Annotated in this window: 20 protein-coding genes; 8 read left to right on the forward strand and 12 right to left on the reverse strand. The window is 68.3% G+C overall.

Going from position 1 to position 18,601, the window contains the following annotated elements; translation table 11 throughout:
• Positions 1 to 7: 7 nt before the first annotated feature.
• Positions 8 to 880 carry a hypothetical protein gene (locus EGH23_RS05115; protein WP_220578926.1) on the forward strand — a complete coding sequence of 291 codons (873 nt, stop codon included), beginning with the start codon at positions 8 to 10 and terminating at the stop codon, positions 878 to 880.
• Here EGH23_RS05115 and EGH23_RS05120 read toward each other — a convergent pair whose 3' ends face one another.
• The 6 genes from EGH23_RS05120 to EGH23_RS05145 form a co-directional block, all read right to left on the reverse strand.
• Positions 881 to 1,069 (reverse strand): hypothetical protein, encoded by a 189-nt coding sequence (locus EGH23_RS05120; RefSeq protein ID WP_220578927.1) that lies wholly within the window; start codon positions 1,067 to 1,069, stop codon positions 881 to 883. It lies immediately after the preceding gene.
• A gap of 68 nt (positions 1,070 to 1,137) precedes the next feature.
• Positions 1,138 to 2,076: a DMT family transporter gene (locus tag EGH23_RS05125; protein WP_220578928.1), complete on the reverse strand. Its 939-nt coding sequence runs from the start codon at positions 2,074 to 2,076 to the stop codon at positions 1,138 to 1,140.
• A gap of 64 nt (positions 2,077 to 2,140) precedes the next feature.
• Entirely contained in the window at positions 2,141 to 3,187 is a 1,047-nt protein-coding gene (locus tag EGH23_RS05130; RefSeq protein ID WP_220578929.1) for a lysylphosphatidylglycerol synthase transmembrane domain-containing protein, read from the reverse strand.
• Positions 3,188 to 3,219: 32 nt separating this feature from the next.
• The gene (gene surE, locus EGH23_RS05135; RefSeq protein ID WP_220578930.1) at positions 3,220 to 4,017 is read right to left on the reverse strand and encodes a 5'/3'-nucleotidase SurE; all 798 of its coding nucleotides are present in this window, start codon (positions 4,015 to 4,017) and stop codon (positions 3,220 to 3,222) included.
• Between the two features lie 94 nt (positions 4,018 to 4,111).
• On the reverse strand, positions 4,112 to 5,533 hold the full coding sequence (locus EGH23_RS05140; RefSeq protein WP_220578931.1) for a small ribosomal subunit Rsm22 family protein: 1,422 nt from the start codon (positions 5,531 to 5,533) through the stop codon (positions 4,112 to 4,114).
• Positions 5,530 to 6,264 carry a prephenate dehydrogenase/arogenate dehydrogenase family protein gene (locus tag EGH23_RS05145; protein WP_220578932.1) on the reverse strand — a complete coding sequence of 245 codons (735 nt, stop codon included), beginning with the start codon at positions 6,262 to 6,264 and terminating at the stop codon, positions 5,530 to 5,532. The genes EGH23_RS05140 and EGH23_RS05145 overlap by 4 nt, the downstream gene beginning before the upstream one ends.
• Before the next feature lie 163 nt (positions 6,265 to 6,427).
• Here EGH23_RS05145 and EGH23_RS05150 point away from each other — a divergent pair, with 163 nt between their 5' ends.
• Together EGH23_RS05150 and EGH23_RS05155 are read left to right on the forward strand one after the other, a co-directional pair.
• A complete protein-coding gene (locus tag EGH23_RS05150) occupies positions 6,428 to 7,201 on the forward strand; it encodes a fumarylacetoacetate hydrolase family protein (RefSeq protein ID WP_220578933.1) in 774 nt (257 codons plus the stop codon).
• 91 nt (positions 7,202 to 7,292) lie between these two features.
• On the forward strand, positions 7,293 to 8,930 hold the full coding sequence (locus EGH23_RS05155) for a GMC family oxidoreductase (RefSeq protein WP_220578934.1): 1,638 nt from the start codon (positions 7,293 to 7,295) through the stop codon (positions 8,928 to 8,930).
• An 8-nt stretch (positions 8,931 to 8,938) separates the two neighbouring features.
• Here EGH23_RS05155 and EGH23_RS05160 read toward each other — a convergent pair whose 3' ends face one another.
• From EGH23_RS05160 to EGH23_RS05175, 4 genes are all read right to left on the reverse strand, one after another.
• A complete protein-coding gene (locus EGH23_RS05160; RefSeq protein WP_220578935.1) occupies positions 8,939 to 10,891 on the reverse strand; it encodes a methyl-accepting chemotaxis protein in 1,953 nt (650 codons plus the stop codon).
• A gap of 133 nt (positions 10,892 to 11,024) precedes the next feature.
• The gene (locus tag EGH23_RS05165; RefSeq protein ID WP_220578936.1) at positions 11,025 to 11,480 is read right to left on the reverse strand and encodes a transporter; all 456 of its coding nucleotides are present in this window, start codon (positions 11,478 to 11,480) and stop codon (positions 11,025 to 11,027) included.
• Between the two features lie 160 nt (positions 11,481 to 11,640).
• Positions 11,641 to 11,946 carry a hypothetical protein gene (locus tag EGH23_RS05170; protein WP_220578937.1) on the reverse strand — a complete coding sequence of 102 codons (306 nt, stop codon included), beginning with the start codon at positions 11,944 to 11,946 and terminating at the stop codon, positions 11,641 to 11,643.
• Positions 11,947 to 12,039: 93 nt separating this feature from the next.
• Entirely contained in the window at positions 12,040 to 12,357 is a 318-nt protein-coding gene (locus tag EGH23_RS05175; RefSeq protein ID WP_220578938.1) for a hypothetical protein, read from the reverse strand.
• A 275-nt stretch (positions 12,358 to 12,632) separates the two neighbouring features.
• Here EGH23_RS05175 and hisC point away from each other — a divergent pair, with 275 nt between their 5' ends.
• The 4 genes from hisC to EGH23_RS05195 are packed head-to-tail and all read left to right on the forward strand — an operon-like array spanning position 12,633 to position 15,394.
• Positions 12,633 to 13,715: a histidinol-phosphate transaminase gene (gene hisC, locus EGH23_RS05180; RefSeq protein ID WP_220578939.1), complete on the forward strand. Its 1,083-nt coding sequence runs from the start codon at positions 12,633 to 12,635 to the stop codon at positions 13,713 to 13,715.
• Positions 13,712 to 14,218, forward strand: coding sequence for an adenylate kinase family protein (locus EGH23_RS05185; protein WP_220578940.1), 507 nt, complete (start codon positions 13,712 to 13,714; stop codon positions 14,216 to 14,218). Before hisC ends, EGH23_RS05185 begins: the two co-directional genes overlap by 4 nt.
• Positions 14,215 to 14,823 carry a CDP-alcohol phosphatidyltransferase family protein gene (locus tag EGH23_RS05190; protein ID WP_220578941.1) on the forward strand — a complete coding sequence of 203 codons (609 nt, stop codon included), beginning with the start codon at positions 14,215 to 14,217 and terminating at the stop codon, positions 14,821 to 14,823. The genes EGH23_RS05185 and EGH23_RS05190 overlap by 4 nt, the downstream gene beginning before the upstream one ends.
• A gap of 43 nt (positions 14,824 to 14,866) precedes the next feature.
• On the forward strand, positions 14,867 to 15,394 hold the full coding sequence (locus tag EGH23_RS05195; protein WP_220578942.1) for a multiprotein bridging factor aMBF1: 528 nt from the start codon (positions 14,867 to 14,869) through the stop codon (positions 15,392 to 15,394).
• On the opposite strand, the gene EGH23_RS05200 is transcribed toward EGH23_RS05195, so the two are convergent.
• A complete protein-coding gene (locus tag EGH23_RS05200; RefSeq protein WP_425433197.1) occupies positions 15,391 to 15,993 on the reverse strand; it encodes a response regulator transcription factor in 603 nt (200 codons plus the stop codon). The genes EGH23_RS05195 and EGH23_RS05200 overlap by 4 nt on opposite strands.
• Before the next feature lie 70 nt (positions 15,994 to 16,063).
• Here EGH23_RS05200 and tpiA point away from each other — a divergent pair, with 70 nt between their 5' ends.
• On the forward strand, positions 16,064 to 16,711 hold the full coding sequence (gene tpiA / locus EGH23_RS05205; RefSeq protein ID WP_220578944.1) for a triose-phosphate isomerase: 648 nt from the start codon (positions 16,064 to 16,066) through the stop codon (positions 16,709 to 16,711).
• An 18-nt stretch (positions 16,712 to 16,729) separates the two neighbouring features.
• Here the strand turns inward: tpiA and EGH23_RS05210 are convergent, their stop codons facing one another.
• Positions 16,730 to 18,544 (reverse strand): helicase HerA domain-containing protein, encoded by a 1,815-nt coding sequence (locus EGH23_RS05210; RefSeq protein WP_220578945.1) that lies wholly within the window; start codon positions 18,542 to 18,544, stop codon positions 16,730 to 16,732.
• Positions 18,545 to 18,601: the final 57 nt, after the last annotated feature.

Raw genomic sequence — 18,601 nt, forward strand, 5'->3', positions numbered from 1 at the left:
GACACTGATGTTGCACGGCGACGCCCTCGGGTTGCTCCTCGGCGCGGTGGCACTCGGTGCAATCCACGGCATCGAACCGGGCCACGGCTGGCCCGTCGCGGCTTCCTACGCCCTCGACCAGTCGAACAAGTGGCTGTACGGGTTCGCCGCGAGCCTCCTCATCGGCGTCGGCCACCTCGTCAGCAGCATCGCCATGGTCGCCGTGTTCTTCTACGCCAAGTCCTACTTCGAGTTGACGCAGGTCAACGAACCGCTGACGCTGGCCCCCGGCGTGGAAATCGGCGGCCCGGTGAGCATCGTCGCCGGCGTTCTCCTGATCGCGCTCGGCGTCCGCGAGTACGCGCACGGTCACTCCCACGGACACGCAGCGGGCGGCGGTGACGGTCAACACGACCACGCTCACGGGAGCGGCGGCGAACACGGCCATCACGATAACCACACTCACAGTGATAGTCACGACCACCGCACCGACCACGACCATACCCACGACCACCCCGCTGACCACCCCTCGGACGGTTTCGTTGCTCGACTGAAGGGCGCTCTCCCGTCCGTGGGCGGCCACTCCCACTCGCACGGCGAACTCGACGACGCCACCGACCGAGGAATGCTCGGCATCGCGTGGTTCGCCTTCCTCCTCGGGTTCGCCCACGAGGAGGAGTTCGAGATCATCGCGCTGTGTGCCGGGTCGACTCACTGCTTCGAGCTGATGAGCGCGTACGCGCTCACCGTTATCGTCGGCATCGTCGGCCTGACGCTGCTGTTGCTCGCGGGCTACGAGCGCTTCGAGGAGACCGTCGAGTCCTACGCGGGCTATCTGCCGGTCTTCTCGGCCGTCGTCCTCGTCGGGATGGGGCTCGGATTCGTCGCCGGCCTGTTCTGATCAGGCCGCGGCCGCGAGCCGATAGGTGTCGTAGCCGGCGTAGGAGACCATCGCCACGCTCGCCGCGATGGCCGCGAGACCGACGACCAGTCCGAGTCCCCAGTACGCCCAGATACCCGCCCCCAGCAACGCGCCGGCGAACAGAAAGAGGACGACGAGACGAGCCAGATAACGGAGGTCCGGTTCCATGCGGGACGCTTCGGGGTGAACCGGCAAATACGTTCGCCGACGTAGACTGGGAGACTCTCGACGCGCCGTCAGCGGCCGGGGAGCCAGCCGTCGAGACGGGCGAACACCGGCGAGAGCTCCGCCGCGAGCGCCCGCCGCTTGAGCAGGACGAACCCGAGGAAGATGACGAGGAAGCCGGCGACGTCGAGCGGCGCGAGCGTCTCCTCCAGCGCCAGCCAGCCCGCGACAGCAGCGAATATCGGGGCGGCGTAGGAGACGAGGTTGATCTCGATAGCGCCGAGGCTGGCCAGTAAGTCGAAGTAGATGACGTAGCCGACGGCGCTGGCGAACACCGCGAGATACAGGAGCGCGGCGACGCCGACGGCGGAGAACTCCGCCTGGGCGAGCGACTCGCCAGGGAGGGAGAGACTGATGGCGTGGAGCAAGACCGCGCCGAACGCGTTCGACCACGCGACCATGCCTTCCGAGGAGATGCCGCCGTCGAGGCGCTGGACGAGGACGCTTCCCAGCGCGACGGACGCCGCCGCGAGCAGGACGAACGCCGGCGCGATAGCCTCGGCACCGAGCACGTTCGCGGGGTCCGGGCGGGCGACGAGGACGACGCCGACGAAGCCGAGCGCGAGACCGCACGTCCCGAGCAGCGACAGCCGCTCCCCGGGGAGAAAGAGCCGGGAGAACACCGTCGAGAGGATGGGACTCATCCCGACGAGGATGGCCGCGACGCCGCTCGTGACGCCGGTCTCGCCGACGAACAGGAAGGCGTTGTACAGCGCGATGATGAGCGTCCCCTCGACCAGCAGCGTGAGCCAGTCCGCGCGGGTGCGAGGGAGCCAGTAGTCGCTGGTCGTCGCGGCGTACGCGAGCATCAACGCGCCGGCGACGTCGTACCGGATCGCCGCGAAGAGGACCGGCGGGAACGCGTCGAGACCCGCCTTGATCGCCATGAACGACGTCCCCCAGAGTGCCGCCAGCAGAACGAACAGCGCGGCCGATCGGCGGTCGCTCATATCCGACGATGCCGCGGCAGGTGGATAACGGTGGCCATCGGCGGGCGTCGGCGGCGAGCCGCGGTCACTCCAGCGCCCGCCAGACCGTGACCGAGAGGTACAGCGAGGCCGCCCCGCCGACGGCGACGACGAGCCAGTAGGTCGCGAGTCGGAAGACGACGACGCCGGCCGCGGCCAGTTCCGGCGGGACGCCGGCGACGACGAGCGCCCCGGTGAGCCCGACCTCCGTGGTCCCCAGGCCGCCCGGCGTCGGCAGGAACCCGAGGACGCCGGCCGCGGGGACGAGGAACAGCGCGAGTCCGAGCGAGACGGAGACCTCGACGGCCGCGAGGCCGAACAGCAGCGCCGACGAGAACGCGAGCCAGCCGAAGAGCGCGAACGCGCTGGCGACGGCGAGGCGGCGGGAGTCGCTCGTGGCGGTGCCGAACCGGTCGAGGAAGGTGGCGACGCCGTCGGCGACCCGGTCGGGTTCGAGCGCCGTGGCGACCCGCGCCGAGACGCGGCCGACCGTCCCTCTGACGACGGCGGCGACGCGTTCGACGAGCGCCGCGACGGTCTGCTGGTGGTAGGCCACGACGGTCCCGCTGACCAGTAGCGTGAGGACGACGACAGTCAGCAGGCCGAAGACGAACGGTCCACCGAACGCGACCGGCGGGTCGAGGAGCAGCGCCGACAGTCCGATCGCCGTCCCGCCCAGCGAGCCGGCGAAGATCAGGAGTTCGCTGGCCGCGACCGCGCCGAACAGGTCGCGGAAGCGCCCGTCGCTGTTCTCCGAGAGGACGTAGGCGATGATGGCCGACCCGCCCGCGTTCCCCAGCGGGAGCACCAGTTTGCCGAACGTCCCCGACAGGTAACAGAGCTGCACGAGGCGTCTGGAGAGCGAGGCGTCGGTGCCGCGCAGGATCGTCGCCGTCGCCGTGCCCCAGCACAGTTGCGCGCCGACCGCCGCGATAGCCGCGAGGGCGACGAAAGCGTGGTCGGCCGCGGCGAGCGCCGAGAGCATCCGGTCGGTGTCGACGGAGAGGAACAGCAACGAGAGCAGGAGGACGGCGGCGAGCGCCCCCACGAGTAGACGGTAGGAGCTCTCCCGTGCCGTCGCCGTCGTCGCCATTGCGTCGTGTTCGACCGTCGTCGCGTATCAATCTACGGGCCGGCGGCCGGGTCGTACGTCTCGGCGAGGGCGTCGAGCGACTCGTGGTGCTCGGTGGTGTGGGGCGCGGTCAGCGGCGAGACGCTGACCTTCCCGTCGACGACGGCCCGGCGGTCGCTCCCCTCGGGGTCGGGGATGTCGCCCTCGGCCATTCGCTCCCATATCCGGTCGTGGAGCGTCACGGCGTCGCCGTCGCGGACGGCCCCCATCTCGTACACCCGCGAGGGCTGTGTCACCTCGAGCTCCGCCGGTCCCCACTCGGCGACGGGCGCGTTGACGTTGAGGTAGTCGCACTGCTCGAAGACGCCCGCCTCGAAGGCGTGGTCGGCGAGATACGACGTCGCGCGGACGGCCTCGGCGTAGCTGTCGCCGTCGGCTTCGATGTCGGCGAAGGCGGTGTCGTCGCGAACCGGGATGTACATCGAGACGGCGATCGCCGGCACCTCGAAGAACGTCGCTTCGACGGCGGCGCTGACGGTTCCCGAGCGCCCGAGGACGTACGCCCCGAGGTTCGCGCCGCGGTTACAGCCGGCGACCACGAGGTCAGTCTCGGGCACCAGCGCCTCCAGCCCGGCGACGACGCAGTCCGTCGGCGTCCCCTCGACGACGTAGCCCAGTTCGTGCTCTCGAACCGAGACCTCGTGGGAGATGGCGCGGCCGACGGCGCTCTGGTCGTCCGCCGGCGCGACCACCGTCACGTCGCCGACCGCGTCGAGCCCGTCGTAGACGGCCCGCAAGCCGGCGCTCTCGATGCCGTCGTCGTTCGTCAGCAGGATGGTCGGCTCGTCCATACGGCGTCTGGGGCGGTCTGTGAGAAAAACCCCTTGCCTATCGCGCTCGCGGTTCCGAGGGCCCGCCGTCACCTCGTTCCACCCGGCCCCTCTCCTACCGCGCTCTATCAACCGTCGTCTCGCCGTCGACGACGACGTTGTACGCCTCCTCATCGTCGTTCCAGAGGACGAGCGCGTTCTGCAGCGAGAGCAGGTCGCCGTAGTCGGCCTCTCGGAGGTCGTCGTTCAACAGCGACGGCTCGGTGACGACGGCGAAGTGATCGACCTCCTGACTGCCGTCGCCCAGCAGGTACAGCGGGTTCGAGTCGCCCTCCGAGAGGTCGTGGCTGAGCTTGATCCCCAGCAGGTTCACCCGGCCGGTGACGTAGTTCTCGGCGTCAGACATCGGGGCGTGCGTGCCCCGGTCGGGAGTCAGCTCGATGGCCCGCCGGTCGTCCTTCCGGAGGACGCTGTAGGCGTACTGAACGTCGACGTTGACGAACTCGCCGGTGCCGCCCGCGGCGTCGTCGAGGCGCTGCTGCATCGACGGCGCCTCGATGTCCGGTTTCCGGTCGAACGACCAGCACTCGCCCTCGGGGGACTGGTGGGGCCAGAGGCGAATCGTCGGCGCGTAGACCGTCGCGGGTCCGTCGTCGGCGACGGCCCGCTCGATCTCGCGCAGCCCCGTCGCGGTGTTCCGGTCGGCCGGTTCTAGCGCCACTATCGTCCCGTCCTCGGCGAGCGCGTCGAAGTACCGCTCGACGACGGCGACCGGGTCGGACAGTTCGTTGAGGACGTTGCCGAACAGCACGAGGTCGAACGGGTCCTCGCCCGTCTCGGCCTCGATATCGAAGTCCTCCGCCGTCTCTCGGTGGACGGTGACGTCGACGTTCTGCCCGGCGTCTGAAAGGAGCGTTTCGAGCACGTCTGCCGCGGCGCTCGGTTCGACGGCGTGGTACTCGACGAGGGCCTCGTCGGGCAGCAGGTCGAGCAGGCCGAGCGCCGGGCCGCCGACGCCCGCGCCCACGTCGAGGACGCGGAGCTGCGACGGGAGCAGGCCCTCGGCCAGCAGGTCCGCGAGGACGTACTGCGCGACGGCGTAGTAATCCGGCAGGTGGTAGATAGCGTAGCCGTGAGCCGTCAGGTCGTCGTACTCGACGGCGGCGCGGTCGAGGTATCGCTCCTTGACCTCGCGGATGCGCTCGCGGAGTCGGTCGCCGCTCTCGCCGTGCGCCCAGTCGTCGCCGTAGGCGTCCGCGAGCATCGACTCGACGCGGCGTTCGTACTCGTCGGGGAAGCGCTCGACGCCGTGGAACGGTCCCGCCGGCGAGAGCGGCCCCTCGGGGGCGGGGACGAACGTGCCGTCGTCTTCTTCGACGATGGCGAGGTCGACCGCCTCCTCGCGAAGGACCTGTTTGACGACCGCGGGATGTGGCTGTCCCTCGACGTACTCGAAGATCTCCTCGGGGTCCAGCGGGCGGACGTTTCGGAGGTACTGGGCGTTCTCGCGTATCTGCTGGCGCGTCTCGGGGTTCATGGTAGGGTCTCGTAGAGCGCGGCGAAGTCGTCGCGGTCGGCGTCGGCGACGCGGCGGGCCGCCTCGGCGACGCGGTCGGCCCCCTCGAAGGTCTCCTGGATGTCGGCGTAGACGTGGGCGTCGCCGCCGGTCACCTGTTCGACGAGGTCGGCCATGCCCGCGGAGACGGGCGTGTGGAACCGATCGGGGACGTCGGCGGCCGCGAGCGCGTAGGCGATGACGGCGGCGTGTGCGCCCGCCTGTACCGTCTCCATCGCCTCGTCGTGTTCCTCGGGGGTCGTCTCGAACGTGTCGTTGCCGGCCGCGGCGAGCGCGCCGACCACCACGTCGACGGCGTCGCCGCCCGCGTCCGTGACGACGGCGACGTTGCCCGGCGCGTTCTCCGGCGCGAACAGCGGATGGAGGCTCGCTCGCTGCATCTCCGGAGCGGCGGCCGCCATCGCCGAGAGCGGGGCGGTCATGCTCCCGGTCACGTCGACGACGGCGTCGGTCGCACGGGGGGCGTACTCCTCGATGGCGACCTCGGCGACCGGCATCGGCACGGCGATACAGACCGCGTCGAAGCGGTCGTCGGTGTCGGTCGGGACCGCGCTCCCACCGACCGCCTCGGCCGCCCGTCGAGCGGCGTCGCTGTCGGTGTCCGTGAAGGCGAGCGTCGCGTCGGTGTGGTCCCGCAGCGTCCGGGCGAACCACTCCCCCATCGACCCGGCACCGACGACGAGGACGTTCATGCGACGAGCGTAGCCCGTCCCGTCTCAAAAGGCGTTCGGTCACCCGTCGCGGCCCGGTTTTGAACGACTGCCGATGGGCGGATAGACGATGGTCGAAACCGGAGAGGACGACGGGGCGCGAGCCTCCTAAACGCTTATCCGTCGGCCCCGAGTCGTCGTTTCCATGAAGCGCGTTCGATTCCGCGACTCCGCGGGGAACGTCCGGGGCGGTCGCTGGACCGTCGAGGACGGGGAACCCAAGGTCACCGCGGCCGCCGGGCCGTACGGCCGTATCGCCTTCGGCGACGAGAGCTACTCGCCCGAGGAGGTGGACATCCTCCCGCCGTGCGAGCCGACCAAGATCGTCTGCGTCGGTCGCAACTACGCCGATCACGCCGACGAGATGGGCAACGACCTGCCGGATCGGCCGTTGCTGTTCCTGAAAGCGCCGAACGCCGTCGCCTCTCACGGCAAGAACCTCACGATGCCGTCGGGCAAGGAACGCATCGACCACGAGGCGGAACTCGCCGTCGTCATCGGCGAGCAGTGCAAGAACGTCAGCGAGTCCGGCGCGATGGACGTCGTCGCGGGCTACACCTGCCTCAACGACATCTCGAACCGCGACGACCAGGAGCGAGAGCAGAACTGGGTCCGTGGGAAGGCCTTCGACAACGCCTGTCCCATCGGCCCGCTCGTCGCCACGCCGGAACACGTCCCCGACGACGCCGGCATCGAGTGCCGCGTCAACGGCGAGACCAGGCAGTCCTCCTCGCGCGACCACCTCATCTTCTCCGTCGAGGAACTCATCGCCGAGATCACCGAGTACATGACGCTCGAACCCGGCGACGTCATCGCCACCGGGACGCCGGAGGGCGTCGGTCCGCTCGAAGACGGCGACGAAGTGGAGATCGAGGTCGAGGGTATCGGCACGCTGAAACACTCCGTGAAGATCCCCTAGCGGCGGCGACGGAACCGGTTTTCGCGCGGCCGACTCGCCGAGCGATCGGCATGGCAACGCATAAGTTTAGGCTCGCCTAATCTGGCCTCAGATGGACAGAGAGCCTGCCCCCCGGGCCGACGTCTGTGTCGTCGGTGCCGGGCCAGCGGGCGCGCTCGTCGCCAGTCGTCTCGCCAGCGACGGCCACGACGTAGTCGTCTTAGAGGCCGGGCCGCGGTTCGATTTCTCCGACCGGCAGGAGCGCATGGAGGAGTCGATCCGCCCCGCTCACCGCGGGTCGGTGTGGGAGATGGGCGGCCAGCGCGACGCCTTCTCGGCCAGCGGCGAGCGATACTACCCGCTCAACGTCTCGCGGGTGAAGGGCGTCGGCGGGTCCACGCTCCACTGGCAGGGGATGGTGATGCGGCTGCACCCGTCGGATTTCGAGGGGAGCCACGACAACGGCGATCCGGCGTGGCCCATCGGTTACGAAGACTTGCGGCCGTACTACGCCGACGCGGAGACGGCGATGGGCGTCGCGGGCGACGCGGACAACCCGTTCGCGCCGCCGCGCGAGGAGCCGTATCCGATGGCGGGCTTCCCTCCCTCCTACAGCGACTCGCTGTTCGCCGAGGCGTGCGAGTCGCTCGGTATCACGATGCACGGCGTCCCCAACGCCCGCAACTCCGAGTCCTACGACGGCCGCGGTCCCTGCGTCGGCTACGGCACCTGCCAGCCGGTGTGTCCCTCCGGGGCGAAGTACGACGCGAGCGTCCACATCGAGGACGCGGAGGAAGCGGGTGCGACGGTGCTGGACCGCGTGCCGGTCCAGCGCCTCGAAACCGACGGCGAGGGTCGAGTCACCGCGGCCGTCTACGCGACGCCGAACGGCACCGAACGCCGGCAGGAAGCCCGCGAGTTCGTCCTCGCGGCCGGCGGCGTCGAGATCCCGCGCCTGTTGCTCCTCTCGAAATCCGAATCGCATCCGGACGGCCTCGCCAACTCCTCGGGAGCGGTCGGCCGGTACTTCATGGACCACCTCTTCGCCGGTTCGGGGGGAGTTCTGGGGGAGCGTACCCGACAGAACCACGTCGGGTTCATCACCAGCGAGTGCCACCAGTTCTACGACGACCCGGGGCAGGCCGTCGAGCGAGTCGCCGACGGCGAGACGGTCGTCCCGGCCAGCGACGCGCGGTTCTCGCCCATCAAGCTGGAGTTCCTGAACTACGCCGGCCCGTCGCCCGTCGAACTGGCCCTCTCGGCCGAGAACTGGGGCGACGAGCTGCTGGGCGACCTGCGCGAGGCGTACGGTAACAGCACCGCGATGGGCGGCCTTGTCGGCCAGCCACCCAAGAGGGAGAATCGAGTTACGCTCGACACCTCGACCACCGACGACCACGGCAACCCCGTCCCCGATATTCAGTGGTCGTGGGGGCCGCGCGTGAAGCGGTCCATGGCCCGAGCCAACGACGTCCAGCACGCCGTTCTGTCGGAACTGGGGGTCGATATCAGGTGGACGGCCGGGTCGGGCAACGGTGGGTCCGGCCCGGCGTATCACCACATGGGAACGACGCGGATGGGGACCGACCCCGAGGAGAGCGTCGTGAACCCGCAGTTGCGGACGCACGACGTGGCGAACCTCTCGATAGCCTCCTCGTCGGTGTTCGTCACGGCGGGGTCGATGAACCCGACGCTGACCATCGCGGCGCTGGCGCTGAAGTGCGCCGATCACGTCGAAGAGCGGCTGTGAGCGAACGCTTACTCCGGCCGTCCGCCGTCTTCCAGCACCGTCGCCCGGTCTCCGCCCGCCGACCGCGCCTGTGACCCGGTTCCCACCTCGAACGTCGCCAGCAGCGAGCGGAGTCGGTCCGCCTGGTCGCTGAGCGACTCGACGTTCGCGCTGACCTGCGACATGGACGCGGCCTGTTCCTCCGCGGCCGCGGAAGCGGTCTCGGCCTCCGTCGCCGTCGCCCGGCTGCTGTCGGTGACTTCCTCGACCATCGACGCCGCCTCCTCGGTGCTCGCGGCCTGCTCCTCCGTCGTGTCGCGTATCTCCTGGATACCACCGTCGGTGTCGTCGGCGTTCTCCGCGACCCGGCCGAACGCGTCGACGACCTCCTCGACCGCCTCGACGCTCTCGGCCACGTCGCGTTCGGCCTCCCGCGCCCGCTCGACGGTCGCGGTCGTCTGGGTCTGGGTCTGCTCGATGAGTTGCTCGATCTCGGTCGCCGAATCCCGCGTCTCCTCGGCCAACTGCTTCACCTCGTCGGCGACGACGGCGAACCCGTCACCGCCGCCACCGTCGCCGGCTCGCGCGGCCTCGATGTTCGCGTTGAGCGCCAGCATGTTCGTCTGCTCGGCGACGTCGCTGATGAGTTCGATGATCTCGCCGATCTCGGCCATCTGCTCGTCGAGCGTCTCGACGTTGTCCACGGTGGCGTCGATGGCCGCCTGCACGTCTCTCGCGTCGGCTATCGCGTCGGTCGCCGTCCGCTCGCCGTCCTCGGCGATCTCTGTCGTCTCCCGGGACCGCCGGGCGACCGTCTCGGCGGAGGCGGCGACCTCCTCGACCGTCGCCGACAGTTCGGTCATCTCGCCGGATACCTGTTCGAGGCGCTCGCGCTGATCGGCCGTCTCGTCGGAGATCTCCTGGATGGAGCGACCCACCTCCTCGCTGGCCGTCCTGGCCTCGGCCGTCCCGGCGTCGGCCTCCTCGCTCGCCGCCTTCACCGTCTCCGCGAACGACTGGATCTCTCGCATCGCCGAGGCGGTCTCGTCTAACATCTCGTTGAACGACGTCCCGATCTGGGTCATCGCCTCGCTCTCGCTCTCGGGGTCCAGTCGGACGGTCAGGTCCCCGTCTGCCGCCGCCGCCATCCCGTCGCTGTAGGCGTCGGCCTTCGCTTCGAGGTGCGTGACGAGCGCTTCGACCTCGGCCTGTCGAGACTCCGCCTCGGCTTTCAGCTCCTCGGCCTCGGCCTTCTCGGCCGCGATCTCCTCGCGCTTGGCTTCGAGGTTCTCGACCTCTTCGGTCTTCGCTCGGACCTCCCGCAGTTTCTGTTCGGTCTCCTCGCGGGACCGCTCGGTCGAGTACCAGTGCGTCATCAGCGCCGCGGCCAGTCCGAGGACGAAGACGCCGTGGACGAGCCCCCAGACCCACGGGTGTTCGATCGCCGCCGGGTGGTTGTAAACGCGCTCGGGATTCACCATCCCGAAGACGCCGTGGCCGAGGACGACGTAGGTGATGCCCAGCGCGAACGGCACCCAGTCCTCGTAGACGGCGATGACCGCCATCCCGACGAAGAAGTGAAAGTGGGCCTCGATGAACCCCCCCGAGAGGTGGACGAGGACGACCGAACAGGACAGGAGCGCCGTGGAGGCCAACGCGGTGCGCACGCGCCGGCCGAACCGCGGGAGCGCCGCCAGACCGACGAGGGTGACGACGATCCCGAGTTCGAACGCGAGGGTCGTCAGCGGTACCTCGGGGATCGTCGCGCCGGTCACCAGCGACTCGGTGCCGTCGTACAGACCGAGCACGAGGAGAAACGGGACGTGCGCGAGGACGACGAGGAGGATGTTCCGGTGTCGCCCCCGCCAGGTATCGTCGGGGATCGTATCGCCCGCCGGAACGTATCGGACGAACTCCCGAATTTTCTGCTCTACGTCGGCCGCTCCGAGCCTGTCCGACCCAGCGCTCGCTATTTCGCTCATACGTTGTCAGAGGACATGTCGGGGAAAACTGTTACCCCCCCCCCAATATCACGGTTAGTAACGCCACTGTCGCCCGCGGGACAGGTCTATGGGGTCGAAATCGGTTCGACGGCCGCTCCTCTCGGAGATCCGGTCAGTAATAGAGGCCGAGGATCGCGCCGGCGTCGACGAGGAGGAGAACCGCGACCAGCGACGCGCCGAGCAGGAACGGTCGGGCCTCGCGGGCCGGTTCGCGGACCTTCTGCCGGTCGAAACCGTCGGAGAGTTTCGCCGTCCCGACTTCCACGAGGGCCGCGAGCGTGAACCAGAGCACGACCATCGCGATGACCAGATGACCCCGACCCGACCCGGTCAGCGATCCGACGGTATAGTTGGTGGCGGCGAGGTGCCCGCCGGTCAGCAACAGGAGGAGCGCGCTTGCCCGCGAGACGGTCTGAAGTTTGCCCGTAACCTTCGAGAGCGGTCCCGGCCGGGCGTCCCCGTTCATCGCCGTCGGGAGGACGGCGTAGGTGACGAACAGGACGCTTCCCGCCCACAAGCCGGCGAACACGAGGTGCGTCGCGTACATCGCGGCGTCGATAGCGGTCATACTCGGCGGTGAGGCGGTATCCCCTTGAACGTCCGGAAATCGGCAGGCCGCGACCCGCTCGCCTACTGTCGAAGGCGTTCGCGAAGACCCGCGCGTCGTCGGCGCTGACGAGTCATTGGCCATCGCCGGGGAGTCCGGGTTCCCCGGTTATCCGGACCGGTCAATCGTCGTCGATTTCGGTGATGTGGCTCTTCGCCAGCCACTCGTCGATATGGTCGTCGCAGAAAGCTACGCGCTGCTCGACGTTGCTATCGTAACATCGGGTAGTCGCGTCTCCGTCACACGACGGGTCCAGGCACGGGACCGACATCGTCTCGTCGTCCCCGGCGACCGGCTCGCCTTTCGAAACGGTGCTGTCGGTGTCGTCGGCGTTCTGGCCCCCCTCGGACTCTCGTCTCGCCGGTTCCCCGTCAACGGCGTCGGTCGCCGTGCGGTCGCGGTGGTCGTCGTCACTCGGTCGGGCCATGGTCCTGGTGACTGCTCTCGGGAAACGCGACCCCTCTGTGAGGTCTCCCACGCGACGACGCGCTCCTATCGAACGCCCGAACCGTCGGCGAAGTCACTCCGACCCTCCGTCTCGGCCAGTCTGACCGACAGACGTGACCTGGGTCTCGATGTCGAGGAGTTCGATCACTTCGCGGACGAGGAAATCCGTCGAATCGGCGTCTTCGGCGTCGATCGCGTCGTTCAATAGACCCGCTATCTCCTCTCTGTTCTTGAGATAAACGTACTGGAGCGCCTCTCGGACGTAGTAGTTCTTGTCCTCGGAATCGGCAGCGTCGAGAGCCTGCTCCAGCACGTCGAGGACCTCCGCGTGTTCACCAGCCACAGGGGACGGCCCGGTACGTTCGTGATTGTCGGTATTGTCTGCTGGCATAGGTAGGTACCGCTTTTGCGGGAACAAGTGGGTCCCTTCACCGAGAGAGCGTGATTCGACACGCCCGGTGAACTCGTCCCGGGTTATAGATGGCAAAGAGTGAGAGAAAATATAATTTACGCCTAGCCGCATCTGACTTTCCGTCATATTGCATATGAAATGCTGCTCAGACGCTGTCGGAAATGCACCAGCTTTCGGTAGTGCCGACGACGAAGGGGATTCCAGCGAGCGCAGATGTGAGCACGCTTAAGCCGCCCCACCCGCTTGGCACATCCATGGAACCACGGGACCTCTCCGCTCACACCGTCTACCGGGCGGGTCGCGGCATCGAGGAAGTCGCTCGGGAACTCGGTCTCGACCCCGAGGAGATGGTGAAACTCGCCTCGAACGAGAACATGTTCGGCCCCAGTCCGAAGGCGGTCGAGGCCATCCGCGACGCCGCCGGGCGGATGCACTCGTATCCCAAATCGTCGCACGCCGACCTCGTCGAGCGACTCGCCGAGAAGTGGGACGCCACGCCGGAACAGGTGTGGCTGAGTAACGGCGGCGACGGCGCGCTCGACTGCCTCGCCCGCGCCATGCTCGAACCCGGCGACGGGGTGCTGGTGCCGGAACCCGGCTTCGCCTACTACGCGATGAGCGCTCGCTACCACCACGGCGAGGTCAGCGAGTACGAACTCTCGAAGGGCGAGGACTTCGCCCAGACCGCCGACGTCGTCCGCTCCGCCTACGACGGCGAGCGCATCGTCTACCTCACCAGCCCGCACAACCCGACGGGCGCGGAGTTCACGACAGAGGCCGTCCGGCAGATCGCCGAGGAGACCGACGAGCAGACGCTCGTCCTCGTCGACGAGGCCTACGGCGAGTTCAGCGACTCGCCGAGCAAGCGGTCGCTGCTGGCCGACCGCGACGACGTGGCGCTCCTGCGGACCTTCTCGAAGGCGTACGGACTGGCCGGCGTCCGACTCGGCTACGCGCTCGTCCCCGAGGCGTGGGCCGACGCCTACGCCCGCATCAACACGCCCTTCTCGGCGAGCGAACTGGCCTGTCGCGCCGGGCTCGCCGCGCTCTCCGACGACGACCACGTCGAGCGCTCCGTCGAGACGGCGGCGTGGGCGCGGGAGTACATCTACGACAACTTGGCCGCCGACACGTGGGAGAGTTCGGGCAACTTCGTCCTCGCGGAGGTAGAGGACGCGTCCGCCGTCGCCGAGGCCGCCCAAGAGGAGGGCGTCATCGTCCGGGACTGCTCGTCGTTCGGCCTCCCCGAGTGCATCCGCATCACCTGCGGGACCGAGGAGGACACCGAACACGCCGTCTCGGTCCTGAACGACGTCATCGAGGTGGTCGAGGCGTGAGGGTCGCGGTGACCGGGACGCCCGGGACGGGCAAGACCACGGCGACCGGGCGAGTGGAGACGGACCTCGACGTGGTCCACCTCAACGACGTCATCAAATCCGAGGAGTTCTCGACCGAGATGGACGAGGAGCGCGGCAGTCTGGTCGCCGACATGGACGCCGTGGCCGAGTGGCTCGACGGGAGAGAGGACGTGCTCTTCGAGTCCCACCTCGCGCACAACTTCGACGCCGACCGCGTGGTCGTCTTGCGTGCGCATCCCGACACCGTCGTCGAGCGCCTGCGAGAACGCGGTGACTCGGATCCGAAGGCCGACGAGAATGCGGAATCGGAAGCCCTCGACGTGATTCTCTCGGAGGCCGTCCACCACCACGGGGCCGAGAACGTCTACGAGATAGACACGACAGAGCGCGACCCCGACGAGGTGGCGGCCGAGATAGAGGCCGTCCTCGCCGACGACCGCGAACCGAGCGCCGGAACCGTCTCCTACGTCGACTGGCTATGACCCTCGACAGATTCCGCTCGGTCGCCGACCGCGCGCTCGGCCCCTTCGTCGGGGCCGCACGGACCGTCGGCCTCTCGCCCAACGGCGTCAGCGTCATCGCGTTCCTGCTGGCCGTGGCCGCCGGCGTCGTCTACGGCGTCGCCGCGACCAACCCGTTCCTCTACTTCGTCGGGGCTCTCCTCGTCTTCCTGAACGGCTGGCTGGACCTCGTCGACGGCGCGCTCGCCCGCGAGATGAACGTCGCGTCGTCGGGCGGCGACCTCTTGGACCACGTCCTGGACCGCTACGCCGACATCGTCATCATCGTCGGCCTGGCCGCGGGTATCGATCGATGGGCGCTCGGCATCGCCGCGGTGACCGGCGTCCTGATGACCTCCTATCTCGGGACGCAGGCTCAAGCCGTCGGGCTGGACCGCGTCTACGGCGGGCTGCTCGGCCGTGCCGACCGTCTTGCCCTCGTGGGAATCACAACGGGTGTGGCCGCGTTCGTCACGCTGCCGCTCGGCCCGCTCTCGCTGGTCGGGTGGCTGCTCGTCGTCTTCGCCGTCGTCGGCCACCTCACCGCCGTCCAGCGCTTCTACTACTCGATGCAGGCGCTGGAGTAGGGTCAGCGCACCATTTATACCGTGGCACCTCCAACCCCGCCGTATGGTTCAGTGCGAGATGTGCGGAAAGGAGGTCTCGTCTCCTAACCGCGTCAAAATCGAGGGGGCCGAACTCGACGTCTGCGACGAGTGTACCGACTTCGGGACCGAGGTGAAGACCCAGGAGTCGTCGTCCGCGTCGACGAAGTACTCGACGTCGTCGAGCGGGTCCGGCGGGTCGTCTTCCTCCTCCTCGTCGTCCAGTTCGTCCTCGGGCGGCTCCTCGCGCCGCCGGGACATGTTCGACGAGATGGACGAGATCGCGCAGGACTTCGACGACCAGATACGAAATGCGCGGGAGTCGAAGGGGCTCAGCCAGCAGGAACTGGCACAGCAACTCAACGAGAAGGCGAGCCTCATCCGCAAGCTCGAACAGGGCAACTCCCTGCCCAGCGACGACGTGCGCAAGAAGCTCGAACGCTCGCTCGGCGTCGACCTGAGCGCCGGCGGCGACAGCGAGGAGACCGAGTGGTCGGGCGGCAGCAGCGAGGGCAGTTACACGCTCGGCGACGTGGTCGAACGGAAAGACTAGAGGCGCAGGTCTCTCTCTTCGACGTCTAGCTCCGCCGAGAGTTCGTCGACGCGTTCTTCGATGTCCGCGATCTCGGTCTGTAGCCGCTGATACCGCTCGCTCTCGTCGAGTTCGGTCTGTGTCTTCTCGACCTGGAGGACGTTTCGCTTCAGCTTTCGCGTCGTGAGTTCCTGGAGGTTATCGCTGTAAGACGCCACCTTTCGGAGGCGTTCGACGACCGAGAAGAGGGCCTCGCGGGTCACCGGCTTCACGAGGTAGTCGTCGACGCGCATCTCGAGGATGTCGAAGTCGGGGTTGACCGCCGTCACCATCGCCACCCGACACCGGAGTCCCCGCTCTTCGATTTCGGCGAGGACCTCGTTGCCGGAGACGACCGGCATCCGCCGGTCCAAGAGGACGATATCCACGTCGTCCGAGAGCATCGCGATTCCCTCCTCGCCGCTGTAGGCCGTCTTCACGTCGTAGCTGTCGTCCAGATAGTCCGTATAGAGGTCTGCGAGGTGCTGTTCGTCTTCGACGACGAGTACCGTCGGGAGGTCGTCCGCGGGGGTCACGGGGTATCTCTGGAGGTGTATTTCGTCCAGCGTCTTAACGGTCACTCTCGGTCGCTACCGGCGTGTCAACCGCTGGCTCGCAACCTATTTCCCGGCGGCCTGCGGTTGGTGGGACATGTTCGTACTCGTCAACCTGAAGGCGTATCCGTGCGATCCGATCGAGGTAGCGACCGCCGCGGCCGACGTGAGCGACGACTCCGACGTCCGCATCGCCGTCGCGCCGCAGGCGGCCCAGATAGACGCCGTCGCCGACACCGGCGTCGAGACCTGGGCACAGCACGTCAGCCCGAACGAGCACGGCAGTCACACCGGGAGCACGCTCGCGGAGGCCGTCGCCGACGCCGGCGCGGTCGGCACGCTCCTGAACCACTCCGAGAACCGCCTGAAACTCGCCGACATCGACGCCTCGCTGGACGCCGCCGACCGGGCCGACCTGGAGACCATCGTCTGCGCGAACAACCCCAACCAGATCGGCGCGGCCGCCGCGCTGGGTCCGGACGCCGTCGCCGTCGAACCGCCGGAACTCATCGGCACCGGCACGCCGGTCAGCCAGGCCGACCCGGACATCGTCACGGGTGCAGTCGACGCCGCCTCCCGCGTCGACGGCGACGTGGACGTGCTCTGCGGGGCCGGCATCTCCTCGGGCGAGGACCTCGTCTCCGCAAGCGACCTCGGCGCGACGGGCGTCCTGCTCGCCAGCGGCGTGGCGAAGGCAGACGACCCGCGAGCGGCGCTCGAAGACCTCGTCGAGCCGCTGAACTGAGCGGAGAAGGGAGTTTCGCTATTCTTCGGTGTGCGTCTCGATAGCCGCCCGCTCGACGCGCGAGGCGTACTCCTCGACGGTCCCCTCGTCGAGCGTTTCGTCGCTCTCCTCGCGGACGAGGTCGCGGAGCCGGTAGCCGTACTTCCCGCGGCCGACGTGCTCGACGAGACCCTGGAGTCTGAGGACGCGATTTCGGGCGTACGCCGACGTGCGGTCGCCCGAGCCACCGGCCGAGAAGTGGGCGTTCAGCGGCGTCCCCGGCCCCTGCTCCATGTAGTAGGCGAGCATCCGCCGAGTCTTGTCCTCCAGTTCCTCGATCTCGGCGAGGATCTCCCCGACGACCGCGTCGTCGGCCTCGGTCTCGCCCGCCGAGTCGGCGTCGGCGTCGTCCTCCACCGCGGCGATGGCCGCCGCGAGCGCCGCGTCGTCGGCCGTCTCCGCGTCGTCCGCGGACTCGCCGTTCGCAGACGCGCCGTTCGCCGACGCGTCGTCGACCGCCGTGCCGTTCGCCGACGTTTCGCTCGATTCGACGGTCGTCTCACCGTCGCTCCCGCCGTTCATCGCCATCTCGTCGGCCGCGAACGCGCTGAAGGCGTCGCCGAACCCGCCGCCGGAGGTGGTGTCGGCCACCGAGTCCGGGTCCGCGGTCTCGTCGTCTGCCGCCGCTTCGGTCCCCGTCGCGTCGGCGTTCGTCTGTTCGCTCCCGTCCTCGCCCTCGGCGAAGGAGTTCAGACTGGCGTGTTGTCGACGCATCTCCTCCTGTGCGGTGCGGCCGGGGTTCACCCCTTCGACGTGGCCCACCAGCGCGTTCGTGAACTGCTCGGCCATCCGCTGGAGGTCGCGGGCGTCCTGCAGTTCCGTCTCCAGTTCCGCGATGCGGGAGTTCTTCTTGTCGAGTTCCTCGCGGAGTTCCTTGATGCGGCTCTCGGTGGCCTGTTTCTCCTCGCTTATCGTCTCCAACTCCGAGACCAGGTCGTCGCTGACGGACTTGAGCTCGGGGCGCTCGAAGTCGTCCAGTCCGGGCGTCGCGCCGGCGTCGAACGTCTTCTTGCGGTGGAACTGCACCCGGCGGACGGACTCGGCCCAGTCGGTCATCATGAACGCCTCGCCGTCGTTCAGGTCCTCGACGGCGTCCGCGTAGTCGTTGTCGAGGATGCGCCCGACGACCTTCGTGTCGTTGTTCCACGTCAACCGGTGCCACACCAGCCAGTCGCACTGGGTGATGTAGTCCTTCTTGACGTCCGCGGGCCGCTGGCTGATGCCGACGATGCCCAGGCCGTGTTTGCGTCCGCGCTTCCCGATCTTGATGAGCATCCGCCCGACCTCGCCCATGCCGCCCTTCTCGGGAATCCACTCGTGGCACTCCTCGACGAGCATCAGGAACGGCTGCTTCTGCTTCTTCGCTTTCGCGAACAACTGTTTCGAGACCTGCGTCAGCAGGTCCTCGGCCTCCTGTTCGTCCAAGAACGAGGAGACGTCTAAGATGATGGGGACGTTCTGTTCGAGCGCGAGCGAGGCGATCTTGCCCGCGTGCTCCTCCGTCACCTGGATGTCGCACTCCTCGTCGCCGCCGACGTGGAGGATCTCGTACTCCTCTTTCAGGCCGTAGTACTCGCCGTCGATGTCGACGATGAGCAGGCCGAAGCCGTTGTCGAGTAACTTCTCGGCGACGACGCTCGCGGTGTTCGACTTCCCCGACCCCGATTTGCCCGTGATGAACCCCCGGCCCGTTAGCAGTTCGACGACCGGGATGTCGACGGACCGTCCCGGTTCCTCGCCCCCACCGGGTCCGGAACTCGTGTCCGCGACGGTGATTCGTTCAGTCTCTGCCATGCGTTCGTGTCCGGACCCACCACGCCGCGTCCCATAACTCTCCGTCAGACGAATGTC

The sequence above is a fragment of the Haloarcula nitratireducens genome (genome assembly GCF_019599505.1).

What these genes read in the sequence shown, in the direction of transcription:
- EGH23_RS05115 (WP_220578926.1), top strand. Translation starts at nt 8, where the DNA reads ATGTTGCACGGCGACGCCCTCGGGTTGCTCCTCGGCGCGGTGGCACTC.
- EGH23_RS05120 (WP_220578927.1), bottom strand. Translation starts at nt 1,069, where the DNA reads ATGGAACCGGACCTCCGTTATCTGGCTCGTCTCGTCGTCCTCTTTCTG.
- EGH23_RS05125 (WP_220578928.1), bottom strand. Translation starts at nt 2,076, where the DNA reads ATGAGCGACCGCCGATCGGCCGCGCTGTTCGTTCTGCTGGCGGCACTC.
- EGH23_RS05130 (WP_220578929.1), bottom strand. Translation starts at nt 3,187, where the DNA reads ATGGCGACGACGGCGACGGCACGGGAGAGCTCCTACCGTCTACTCGTG.
- surE (WP_220578930.1), bottom strand. Translation starts at nt 4,017, where the DNA reads ATGGACGAGCCGACCATCCTGCTGACGAACGACGACGGCATCGAGAGC.
- EGH23_RS05140 (WP_220578931.1), bottom strand. Translation starts at nt 5,533, where the DNA reads ATGAACCCCGAGACGCGCCAGCAGATACGCGAGAACGCCCAGTACCTC.
- EGH23_RS05145 (WP_220578932.1), bottom strand. Translation starts at nt 6,264, where the DNA reads ATGAACGTCCTCGTCGTCGGTGCCGGGTCGATGGGGGAGTGGTTCGCC.
- EGH23_RS05150 (WP_220578933.1), top strand. Translation starts at nt 6,428, where the DNA reads ATGAAGCGCGTTCGATTCCGCGACTCCGCGGGGAACGTCCGGGGCGGT.
- EGH23_RS05155 (WP_220578934.1), top strand. Translation starts at nt 7,293, where the DNA reads ATGGACAGAGAGCCTGCCCCCCGGGCCGACGTCTGTGTCGTCGGTGCC.
- EGH23_RS05160 (WP_220578935.1), bottom strand. Translation starts at nt 10,891, where the DNA reads ATGAGCGAAATAGCGAGCGCTGGGTCGGACAGGCTCGGAGCGGCCGAC.
- EGH23_RS05165 (WP_220578936.1), bottom strand. Translation starts at nt 11,480, where the DNA reads ATGACCGCTATCGACGCCGCGATGTACGCGACGCACCTCGTGTTCGCC.
- EGH23_RS05170 (WP_220578937.1), bottom strand. Translation starts at nt 11,946, where the DNA reads ATGGCCCGACCGAGTGACGACGACCACCGCGACCGCACGGCGACCGAC.
- EGH23_RS05175 (WP_220578938.1), bottom strand. Translation starts at nt 12,357, where the DNA reads ATGCCAGCAGACAATACCGACAATCACGAACGTACCGGGCCGTCCCCT.
- hisC (WP_220578939.1), top strand. Translation starts at nt 12,633, where the DNA reads ATGGAACCACGGGACCTCTCCGCTCACACCGTCTACCGGGCGGGTCGC.
- EGH23_RS05190 (WP_220578941.1), top strand. Translation starts at nt 14,215, where the DNA reads ATGACCCTCGACAGATTCCGCTCGGTCGCCGACCGCGCGCTCGGCCCC.
- EGH23_RS05195 (WP_220578942.1), top strand. Translation starts at nt 14,867, where the DNA reads ATGGTTCAGTGCGAGATGTGCGGAAAGGAGGTCTCGTCTCCTAACCGC.
- tpiA (WP_220578944.1), top strand. Translation starts at nt 16,064, where the DNA reads ATGTTCGTACTCGTCAACCTGAAGGCGTATCCGTGCGATCCGATCGAG.
- EGH23_RS05210 (WP_220578945.1), bottom strand. Translation starts at nt 18,544, where the DNA reads ATGGCAGAGACTGAACGAATCACCGTCGCGGACACGAGTTCCGGACCC.